Source organism: Zestomonas ipomoeae (genome assembly GCF_057128665.1).
In genome coordinates this window covers 1-9,673 of sequence record NZ_JBSKHQ010000036.1, presented here as the reverse complement: position 1 = coordinate 9,673, position 9,673 = coordinate 1, and the positions used below count along the sequence as shown (strand labels likewise).

Here is a 9,673-nt window from a genome sequence, read left to right as displayed (position 1 = left end):
ACCATGCGCACGGCACGTTCACGGACTTCGGGGGAGTAGGTCGTGGATTTTCTCATAGCCTCATCTTCTCAAGAGTTGAGGCCTCCACGAAACCCGGGGCGATTCACCTGTTCCGACAGTCCCGCTGTTCACTACAACCACCAGAAAAATCACGACGCCTTGCTGATTACCCCGCCGTCAGGCGGGTTTTGCGCTTTGCCAGTCGCCGCTGAAGCGTCGCTCGTGGCTCCACACCGCCCAGCAGATCCGCACCAGTTTGTTCGCCAGTGCCACCGTCGCCTTGTTGTGGCCGATCCCTGAACATCAACCGCCTCGCCAGCCCTGCTCATGTGCGCAGGGCAGGTGCACTCTTCGCGTTGTTCTTGAGGACTGAATTTGTGGGCATCTGATGGTGTCACGGAGTGCGAACGTCGTGCTGCCTGGCTAGTCGCGCCAGTTCGCCGCTGTTCACCATATCGTTGAACACATCGTTGAACTGCGCGCGCAGGCTCTGATACTGCGGCGTCTTGGGAAAGGCGAAGTAGCCGTCCTGTTCGGAGATAGGTGGCAGAAGGGGCTGCACCTTGTCGGTCAGGTTCAATTGCGGCAGCAGGTCTTCGGTATTGCGCTGATTCGTCGCCAGCATCTCGATACGGTCATACATCAACATTAACAGGCCGTTTTCCAGCGTCTGTGCAGTCTGCGCCTGGATGGTCTCGCGAAAATGGTCGAACGTCGCGCCGTAGGCCCAGCCGTGGACAACCGCGATGCGCCTGCCGCGCAGCTCTTCATAGTCGCCGTTCCATTGGATCGGCATCCCGTTACGCACGTAGAACAGCATGCGGTCGCGGTAGAACGCCTGATCGGAAAAGGCGAAGCGCGCTTCGCGTTCCGGGGTCTTGTAGGGGCCGATCAGTATGTCGGCCTCGCCACGCTCAACCAGGGCCTGGGCTCGCACCCAGGGGTAGATGCCGAAGCGTACGGTGTCGCCGGTACGTTTGCTGATTTCCCGGATCAGGTCCGCGCTAAGCCCGGTGAATTCACCGTTCGGGGCCTGTTCGAAAACGCGGGCGAAATGCGTGCCGACTACACGCAATTCCCGCGCCTGCGCAGTTGTCCCCAGCACAAGGAGGATGAGCAAGCATCCCCGGAGGAACCTGCGTCCCATGTACTACTCCTTGGTATCGACTCATACGCTCGGTGACCTTGCGCCGCATAGAAGTCGGTAATGGAATTATTACCGCCACGCTATCGGTATATATGCTGGATGGCTCGAGAACAAGGCGCTTTCGCCAACAGGAGCCGCGTAGCATCAAGTACTTAGGCTGAGCCGACGAAGGACGCCCAACCTGCACGAGTGAACGAAATCCGAAGGGATGGCGCGGGGCCGTCCCTTCATCTCTCCCTTCGAACCCAGCTGTTTACTCAATCACAAACCGGGCTGGACCACCGCCTGCCATCCGGACGGTAGCTGTCGGTGGCAATGCACCATCAGGCCGGCGAGGGCGTTGCCGATGCGCGTGGCGAGAATGCCGTCGCCAGTGTCGAAGGGCATCTCGGGCCGTGTGGTGAATAGCTCGGGTTGGCTCCTCGAGTCTGGTTGCCGACTCAATGCAAGGTCAAATGACGCCCGAGCAAGGCCCGTAGCGCGGCGGGTTTGACCGGTTTGCTCAGGTAGTCCAGCCCGGCGGCATGCACCTCGGCCACCAGCTCGGGGCGCGCGTCGGCACTGATGACCACACCCGGCAGGGGTTCACCGAGGCGGGTGCGCAGCCAGGCCATCAGCTCGGTGCCGGTCTCGCCCTCGTCCAGGTGGTAGTCCACCAGCGCCAGTTGCGGGCGCACGTCCTCGTCCAGCAAATGCTCGCATTCCAGGCGATTTCGCGCGGTCCATACCTGGCAGCCCCAGCGCGACAGCAGGCTGTGCATGCCGCTGAGAATGCTGTCTTCGTTGTCGATACACAGCACTTGGGTGCCGCTCAGTGCCTGGCCATCCAGCGGTGCGCCAGACGTGGCGGCGACCTTGGCCGGCAGGCCGCCGCGCGCCAGCGGCACGGTGACGCTGAACACGCTGCCCTTGCCCGGCCAGGAACGCACCTCCAGCGGGTGGCCGAGCACGCGGCACAGGCCGTCGGCGATGGCCAGGCCGAGCCCCAGGCCCTTGACGGCACGGGTCTGGTGGCTGTCCAGGCGCTTGAACTCCTCGAAGATCAGCTTGCGCTTGTCTTCCGGGATGCCCGGTCCGCGATCCCAGACTTCCAGACGCAGGTGGCCGTCGAGATGGCGCACCCCCAGCAGCACGCTGCCCTTGGCATAGCGGAAGGCATTGGTCAGGAAATTCTGCAGGATGCGGCGCAGCAGCTTGATGTCGCTGTCGACGCGCAAACGACTGCCGCGTAGGCGGAAATCCACGCCCTGTTCCTGGGCCAGGGCCTTGAACTCGGCACCGAGGGTGGCGAACAGGCTGTCCAGCGCGAAGGCGCCGCGCTCGGGTGTGATGCGCCCGCTCTCCAGGCGCGAGATGTCCAGCAGGTCGGCGATCAGATCCTCGGCCGAGCGCAGCGAGTTGTCGAGGTTACGCACCAGTTCACGGGCATCGGCCGGCAGGGCATCGTCCTGATGGGCGAGGGCGGCGGAGAACAGCCTGGCGGCGTTCAGCGGCTGCATCAGGTCGTGGCTGACCGCGGCGAGGAAGCGGGTCTTCGACTGGTTGGCGGCTTCGGCGGTGCTCTTGGCCTCGCTCAGTGCCTCGTTCAGGGCGCTCAGTTCCTGGGTGCGTTCGGCCACCCGTTGCTCCAGTCCCTCGTTGGCTTCCTTCAGCGCCTGTTCGGTTTCGCGGAAGGCGGTGATGTCGGTAAAGCTCATGACGAAACCGCCACCAGGCATGGGGTTGCCGATCAGCTCGATGACCCGGCCATTGGGGAACAGCCGCTCGGATGTATGCGGGCGGCCCTGGCGCATCCAGTCCAGCCGCCGCTGCACATGGGCCTCCACATCGCCGGGGCCGCACAGGCCGCGCTGGGCGTTGTAGCGAATGATCTCGGCGATCGGGCGGCCGACGCCGATGAGCCCGTCGGGATAGTCGAACAGTTCCAGGTAGCGGCGGTTCCAGGCCACCAGATGCAGCGACTGGTCGACCACGCTGATGCCCTGGGTGATGTTCTCGATAGCGCCCTGCAGCAAGGCGCGGTTGAATTGCAGCACTTCGGAGGCTTCGCCGACGATGCGCACTACATCATCGACCTGCATCTCCCGGCCCTCGATGGCCGCCGAGACCACCGCGCGGGTAGAGGAGGCGCCGAGCACGCCGGCCAGCAGCCGCTCGGTGTGGGCGATCCAGTCGCTGTCGGCGGTCTGCTGCGGCTCGAACGGCCGCTCCTGACGTTGGGCGAAACGTTCGAAACTGGCGCGGGCACGCTCGGTGCCGACGAAGCGCTCGGCCAGGGTCAGCAGGTCCTCCACTTGCACCGCCAGCAGGCTACGGGCACTTGGCTTGGCGCCCAGGTCCTGGCCGATGAAGCGGCCGGCCTGCCAGTGCTCGGAAACCCGCGTGCGCGAGAAGTAGGAAACCCAGGTGAACAGCAGCACGTTGCCGGCGAGCGACAACACCACCCCGCGGGTCAGCGGGTCGATCTCCATGCCTAGCGGTTGGTAGAGCAGCGCCGTGAGGCCGGGGAAGCTCTCCAGCGACCAGCCGAAGCCGCGCGCCGCCAGCGGCAGCACCAACGTATAAGCCCAGATGAAAGAACCGGCGGCCAGGCCGGCGAACACTCCGCGGCGGTTGGCCTGCTTCCACACCAGCGCGCCGAACATCGCCGGCGCCAGTTGGCCGATGGCCGCGAAGGCGATCTGGCCGATGGTCGCCAGGCTGGCGCTGGAACCGAGCAGGCGGTAGCAGACGTAGGCCAGCAGCAGGATCAGCACGATGCTGACCCGGCGGGCGCTGAGCATCCAGTGGCGGAAGGCCTCGAACGGCTGGTCGGTGGCGCGCCGGCGCAACAGCCAGGGCAGCAGCATATCGTTGGTGATCATGGTCGACAGCGCCACCGAGGCGACGATGACCATGCCGGTGGCTGCGGAGGCGCCGCCGATGAAGGCCAGCAAGGCCAGGGCCGGGTGCGCCTCGGCCAGCGGCAGGCTGATGACGAAGGAGTCCGGCATCATACCGGCCGGCAGCAGCATCTGCCCGGCCAGGGCGATCGGTACGACGAACAGCGCGGCCAGCGCCAGGTAGGCGGGAAACACCCAGCGCGCCAGCTTGAGGTCGGCGGGTTCGATGTTCTCCACCACGGTGACGTGGAACTGGCGCGGCAGGCAGACGATGGCAATCATCGCCATGCCGGTCTGCACCAGCATCGCCGGCCAGTTCACCGCCTCGGCCCAGAATTCGCGCAACGGCGGGGCGCTCTCGGCGCGCTCGAGCAGATCGCCGAAACCGTCGAACAGGCCATAGGTGACGAAGGCGCCCACGGCGAGAAACGCCAGCAGCTTGACCAGCGACTCGAAGGCGATGGCCAGCACCATGCCGCGATGGTGTTCGGTGACATCGAGGCTGCGGGTGCCGAACAGAATGGTGAACAGCGCCAGCGCCACCGATACGATCAGCGCGGTGTCCTGGGCGCGGGTGCCGGTGGACTCGGCGCCGGCACCGATCAGCAGGTTCACCCCGAGCACGATGCCCTTGAGTTGCAGGGCGATATACGGCAGTACGCCGACCAGGCAGATAAGCGCCACCACCACTGCCAGCGGCTGCGACTTGCCGTAGCGCGCGGCGATGAAGTCGGCGATGGAGGTGATGTTCTCCTGCTTGCTGATCATCACCATCTTCTGCAGCACCCAGGGCGCGAACAGTAACAGCAGCATCGGCCCGAGGTAGATCGGCACGAACGCCCAGAGCTGCTCGGCGGCCTGGCCGACCGCGCCGAAGAATGTCCAGCTGGTGCAGTACACCGTCAGCGACAGGCTGTAGACCCAGGCCCGCACTCGCGGCGGCATCGGCGCTCGGCGGCGGTCGCCATAGAAGGCAATGGAGAACAGAACGGTCATGTAGACCAGGGCGACCGTGGCGATCAACCCGCTGGACAGCGACATGCAGACTCCCGGTTGTAACGAATACCCGCTAAACGAGCTCTATCAGTTTCGCAGCAAAGCGGCAGGCCGTCAGGCCATTGCGACCAAGGTCGCAGAGTTGCCGCATGACAGTTCGCGGTAGGCCCGGGTAAGGTGATCAGCCGTCGTGTTCCCTATCCGGTCATGGACCAAGGGCACTTCCCGGTGCGGAGCAACTCTGAAAGCAGCAGAGTCTCAGTTGCGTCGACAAATGAAGGAGGGCGCAGATGTTCAAACCCCAACCGGTCACCCTCCAGCGTGGCGCCCTGCGCCTGGAACCGCTCGGCGAAGCCGACCTGCCCGAGCTGCTGGCGCTGGCCGAAGCCAACCGTGACGAGCTGATCTACATGAACGGCTCGCTGAGCCCGGATTGGTACCGCCACGGCCTGGCCGAGCAGCGCGAGGAGCGCGCGGTGGTATTCGCCGTGCGCCTGGCCGACCGGCTGATCGGCACGACGCGCTTCGGCGACTACCTGATGGACCTGCCCGCCGCCGAAATCGGCTGGACCTGGCTCGATCGCGCCCAACACGGCAGCGGTCTGAACGCCACCATTAAATACCTCATGCTGCGCCATGCCTTCGAGGAATGGCAGCTGGTGCGCGTGCAGTTGAAAACCGCGGCGAGCAACCAGCGCGCCCAGCGCTCCATCGAGAAGCTCGGTGCAGTGCGTGAAGGCGTGCTGCGCAACCACCGGCGGCTGGCCAACGGGCGCCTCGACGACAGCGTGCTCTACAGCATCACCGACCGCGAGTGGCCAGCGGTGAAGACGCAGATGGAAGCCGGTTTCAGCTGACCCGCTGTGTGGGTCGGCGGCGGGCAGGCGCGGACTGCTTCTGCGCCGCTGTACCTGTCGCAAGCGCGGCGAAGCGGCTAATGTCAGGGCACCCGCAGTTCGAGGTCGCCATGTTCGCTCCCGTCTTTCCTTCCTGTTCATCGAGGCCGTCATGAGGCTGTCCGGCAGTGGCGTGGCATTGTCCGTCGGCGCGTCCGTGCTGTTCGCGTTGATTCCCGGCTACGTGCGCGAGCTGGCTCCCCTGGATGGCGTGCAGGTTTTCGCCCAGCGCGTGCTCTGGTCTATCCCGGCGGTGTTGCTGCTGGTCGCCATCGGTCGCCAATGGACAGTGCTCGGCGCCGCCTTCGCGCGCTTGCGCCGCGAGCCGCTGCTGGTGGCGGCGCTGCCGCTGGCGGCCGTGCTGATCGGCGTGCAGTGGGGGCTGTTTCTCTGGGCGCCGCTGGTGGGGCGCATGCTGGAGCTGTCCCTGGGGTACTTCCTGCTGCCGCTGGTGATGGTACTGGCCGGGCGGCTGTTCTACGGCGAGCGCCTGCGGCCGCTGCAGCAACTGGCGGTGGCCTTTGCCCTGATCGGCGTGCTGCACGAACTCTGGCTGACCCGTGCGTTTTCCTGGTTGACCCTAGCCTGTGCGCTGGGCTATCCGCCGTACTTCATGCTGCGCCGCTGGACGCGCCTGGATGCGTTGTCCGGTTTCGTCCTGGAGATGCTGGTTCTGATGCCGCTGGCGATCTGGCTGATCGTGCGCCATGGCCCGGTCGACCTGTTCAGCCAGGCGCCGCAACTCTGGTGGCTGCTGCCGGGGCTCGGCGTGCTCGGTACCCTGGCCTTCGCGGCAATGATGGCCGCCAGTCGACGGTTGCCGATGGGACTGTTCGGCATTCTCAGCTACGTCGAGCCGGTGCTGCTGTTCGCCGTCGCCGTGCTGCTGCTCGGCGAGACGTTCGATGTCGGCCAGCTATGGACCTACGGGCCGATCTGGCTGGCGGTGCTGCTCACTGGCTGGGACAGCGCGCGGCTGCTGCATCGCCAGGCCAGGAGCGGCACGTTGTAAGTCTTAGTCGAGAATGTTTTCCAGTACCGTGTAGATGATGCCGGTGGCGATGGCCACCAGTACCACGTCGCGGCCGACCTGCTTCCATTCGTAGCCTTCGTAGTGCGGCAGCTGGTTGGTCACGCGGCTGTCGAAGTTCTTGGCGATGCCTGGTGGAAGCGGCTTGCCGCGTGCCAGGTTTTTGCGAATGCCGGGCGGCAGCGCACTGGTCGAGCCGATCAGGTTGCGGTTTTCACCGAGAACGATGCGTACCCGACCAATGTCGATGCTCGGGCTACGGACATCGATGCGGACCCCGTCTTCGCTATGGGAGGTTTCGGCTTGGCTGTGCTTGCCTTCCGTCTTCTCATGCTTGGGGGCGGCTACTGCCAGCATCGACAGCGTCATAACGGTGCCAGCCAGTAAAACGCGTGTTGTGGACGTCATGGTTTTTCCTCACTCAGTTGTCGCTGTGCAGTTGCAGGTACCCGGAATAGCCCACCAATAGACCGAACAGCGGTAGTCGCACTTCCACCTTGAACAGATAATGGCCATTTTCCTCGGCCTCGAATGCAATCAGTCTAGGCGCCAGCGGGCCGGGCAGCGGCAGGCCGAATGCCCGAGCATGGTGCAGGCGGTAGACCAGCCGGCCGTTTTCCACCTGCAGCTTCATGAACAACCGCACCGGGCCCATCTGCTCCAACAGGTAGTCGCCCTCGAGGCGGAAATGGCTGACCATTCGGCGACCGGCGAAATCCCGCTGCCAGTGCATGTTTTCGGCTTCGTGGCGGCCGTGCACGGTGAGCGGCACGGCGTCGCCCGCCGTCGGCATGCCCAGTAGATTGCCCAGCCAGCGTGCCGGGCCGCGCCCGCGGGTGACATTCACCGGTCCGTGCAGGTGGGTGTCACCGATATGGGCACGTTGCAGAAGGTCCGGTAAGTCGGAAAAGGCCGGTCCGAGGTGTTGCATCAATGCATTCATGGATAAGCGCTTCATGAAAAAAGTGGCGACAGCATAGCGCGCCGGCCGGCGGCATTTCGCCAGCGAATGCACGGATTGCGGGTTTTCCGCCGCGACAACCGGTAGGCTATGCAGCCGTTTCTGTTCTTTTTTGAGGTTGCGCCCCGTGTTTGCCCAATTCGCCCTGCATGAACGCCTGCTAAAAGCCGTGGCCGAGCTGAACTTCGTCGAGCCCACGCCGGTGCAGACGGCGGCCATTCCGCCGGCACTGGAGGGGCATGACCTGCGGGTGATCGCGCAGACCGGCAGCGGCAAGACCGCCGCCTTCGTCCTCCCGCTGCTCAACCGGCTGATCGGCGAGGCCAGGCCGCGGGCGGATATTCGTGCGCTGATCCTGCTGCCGACCCGCGAATTGGCCCAGCAGACGCTCAAGGAAGTGGAGCGCTTCTCCCAGTTCACGTTCATCAAGTCCGGCCTGATCACCGGCGGCGAGGACTTCAAGGTCCAGGCGGCCCTCCTGCGCAAGGTGCCGGATGTGCTGATCGGCACGCCGGGGCGGCTGATCGAACATCTGAACGCCGGCAACCTCGACCTGAAGAAGGTGGAAGTACTGGTGCTCGACGAGGCCGACCGCATGCTCGACATGGGCTTCGCCGAGGACGTGGAGCGCCTGGCCAACGAGTGCGCCAATCGCCAGCAAACCCTGCTGTTCTCCGCCACCAGCGGCGGCAACGGCCTGCGCGAGATGGTCGCCAAGGTCCTGCGCGAGCCGCAGCACCTGCGCTTGAACAGCGTCAGCGAACTCAACGAGGGTACTCGCCAGCAGATCATCACCGCCGACGACCCGGCCCACAAAGAACGCCTGGTGCAGTGGCTGCTGGCCAACGAGAGCTATCAGAAGGCGATTGTCTTCACCAACACCAAGGCCCAGGCCGATCGCCTCTACGGTCACCTGGTGGCCAGCGAATACAAGGTCTTCGTACTGCACGGCGACAAGGACCAGAAGGAACGCAAGCTCGCCCTCGAGCGCCTCAAGCAGGGCGGCACCAAGGTGCTGGTGGCCACCGACGTGGCGGCGCGCGGGCTGGATATCGAAGGGCTGGACCTGGTGATCAACTTCGATATGCCGCGTTCAGGCGACGAGTACGTGCATCGCATCGGTCGTACCGGCCGTGCCGGTGGCGAGGGCTTGGCGATTTCGCTGATCTGCCACAACGACTGGAACCTGATGTCCAGCGTCGAGCGCTACCTGAAGCAGCGTTTCGAGCGCCGCACCATCAAGGAATTGAAAGGCACCTACCAGGGGCCGAAGAACCTCAAGGCCTCCGGCAAGGCCGCCGGGGTGAAGAAGAAAAAGACCGACAAGAAGGGCGAGAAGAAAACCGCCGCCAAGGCCGCGGCCAAGCGCAAACCGGCTGCCCGTCCCAAGCCGAGCGCTCCCTCAGCCATCGTCAGCCAGGACGGCATGGCCCCCCTCAAGCGCAAGAAGCCGGCGGCGGAGTAAGGTCAGGCCTTTGCTGCTGCCTACCGGTGCCGGGCCGGGTTGCCATTCGCCCGGCCTCCCAATCCCCGTCGCCCCGGCGAAGGCCGGGGCGCATCGGTCTCACCGTAAACCCTGATGCTGCCTGCCCCTGGATACCGGCCTTCGCCGGTATGACGGGTTGCGGAACGGCATCGGGTGGGGCTTGGTGGCTGCTTGCCGGTGCTGGGTTGGGGTTGCTAGGGATCCTCTGAAGTAGCCATGCATTTCTGGCTGACTTCAGCCTCCGCTGATTTTGAAAGCGGAAAATCGATCAAAAT

The 9,673-nt window shown here is 64.9% G+C and carries 8 protein-coding genes and 1 pseudogene; 3 read left to right on the top strand and 6 right to left on the bottom strand.

What is annotated here, in order from left to right; translation table 11 throughout:
• Nucleotides 1-177 precede the first annotated feature (177 nt).
• The 4 genes and pseudogenes from ACWKV7_RS23525 to ACWKV7_RS23510 form a co-directional block, all read right to left on the bottom strand.
• Nucleotides 178-294, bottom strand: a pseudogene (locus ACWKV7_RS23525) (IS110 family transposase); the annotation flags it as partial.
• A 100-nt stretch (nt 295-394) separates the two neighbouring features.
• Nucleotides 395-1,147 carry a substrate-binding periplasmic protein gene (locus ACWKV7_RS23520; RefSeq protein ID WP_483860137.1) on the bottom strand — a complete coding sequence of 251 codons (753 nt, stop codon included), beginning with the start codon at nt 1,145-1,147 and terminating at the stop codon, nt 395-397.
• Nucleotides 1,148-1,408: 261 nt separating this feature from the next.
• A complete protein-coding gene (locus tag ACWKV7_RS23515) occupies nt 1,409-1,534 on the bottom strand; it encodes a hypothetical protein (protein ID WP_483860136.1) in 126 nt (41 codons plus the stop codon).
• 53 nt (nt 1,535-1,587) lie between these two features.
• Nucleotides 1,588-5,070 carry a hybrid sensor histidine kinase/response regulator gene (locus ACWKV7_RS23510; protein ID WP_483860135.1) on the bottom strand — a complete coding sequence of 1,161 codons (3,483 nt, stop codon included), beginning with the start codon at nt 5,068-5,070 and terminating at the stop codon, nt 1,588-1,590.
• Between the two features lie 245 nt (nt 5,071-5,315).
• On the opposite strand from ACWKV7_RS23510, the gene ACWKV7_RS23505 reads away from it, so the two are divergent.
• Both ACWKV7_RS23505 and rarD read left to right on the top strand, forming a co-directional pair.
• Entirely contained in the window at nt 5,316-5,882 is a 567-nt protein-coding gene (locus ACWKV7_RS23505) for a GNAT family N-acetyltransferase (RefSeq protein WP_483860134.1), read from the top strand.
• Between the two features lie 151 nt (nt 5,883-6,033).
• Complete coding sequence (rarD, locus tag ACWKV7_RS23500) at nt 6,034-6,933, top strand: EamA family transporter RarD (RefSeq protein WP_483860133.1); 900 nt, start codon at nt 6,034-6,036, stop codon at nt 6,931-6,933.
• Nucleotides 6,934-6,936: 3 nt separating this feature from the next.
• Here the strand turns inward: rarD and ACWKV7_RS23495 are convergent, their stop codons facing one another.
• Together ACWKV7_RS23495 and ACWKV7_RS23490 are read right to left on the bottom strand one after the other, a co-directional pair.
• Complete coding sequence (locus ACWKV7_RS23495; RefSeq protein ID WP_483860132.1) at nt 6,937-7,359, bottom strand: anti-virulence regulator CigR family protein; 423 nt, start codon at nt 7,357-7,359, stop codon at nt 6,937-6,939.
• 13 nt (nt 7,360-7,372) lie between these two features.
• Nucleotides 7,373-7,894 (bottom strand): DUF4166 domain-containing protein, encoded by a 522-nt coding sequence (locus tag ACWKV7_RS23490; RefSeq protein ID WP_483860131.1) that lies wholly within the window; start codon nt 7,892-7,894, stop codon nt 7,373-7,375.
• Nucleotides 7,895-8,039: 145 nt separating this feature from the next.
• On the opposite strand from ACWKV7_RS23490, the gene ACWKV7_RS23485 reads away from it, so the two are divergent.
• Complete coding sequence (locus tag ACWKV7_RS23485) at nt 8,040-9,377, top strand: DEAD/DEAH box helicase (RefSeq protein WP_487249236.1); 1,338 nt, start codon at nt 8,040-8,042, stop codon at nt 9,375-9,377.
• Nucleotides 9,378-9,673: the final 296 nt, after the last annotated feature.

Bases quoted from the DNA above. Each gene is read 5' to 3' on its own strand.
- ACWKV7_RS23520 (WP_483860137.1), bottom strand. From the start codon at position 1,147: ATGGGACGCAGGTTCCTCCGGGGATGCTTGCTCATCCTCCTTGTGCTG.
- ACWKV7_RS23515 (WP_483860136.1), bottom strand. From the start codon at position 1,534: ATGCCCTTCGACACTGGCGACGGCATTCTCGCCACGCGCATCGGCAAC.
- ACWKV7_RS23510 (WP_483860135.1), bottom strand. From the start codon at position 5,070: ATGTCGCTGTCCAGCGGGTTGATCGCCACGGTCGCCCTGGTCTACATG.
- ACWKV7_RS23505 (WP_483860134.1), top strand. From the start codon at position 5,316: ATGTTCAAACCCCAACCGGTCACCCTCCAGCGTGGCGCCCTGCGCCTG.
- rarD (WP_483860133.1), top strand. From the start codon at position 6,034: ATGAGGCTGTCCGGCAGTGGCGTGGCATTGTCCGTCGGCGCGTCCGTG.
- ACWKV7_RS23495 (WP_483860132.1), bottom strand. From the start codon at position 7,359: ATGACGTCCACAACACGCGTTTTACTGGCTGGCACCGTTATGACGCTG.
- ACWKV7_RS23490 (WP_483860131.1), bottom strand. From the start codon at position 7,894: ATGAATGCATTGATGCAACACCTCGGACCGGCCTTTTCCGACTTACCG.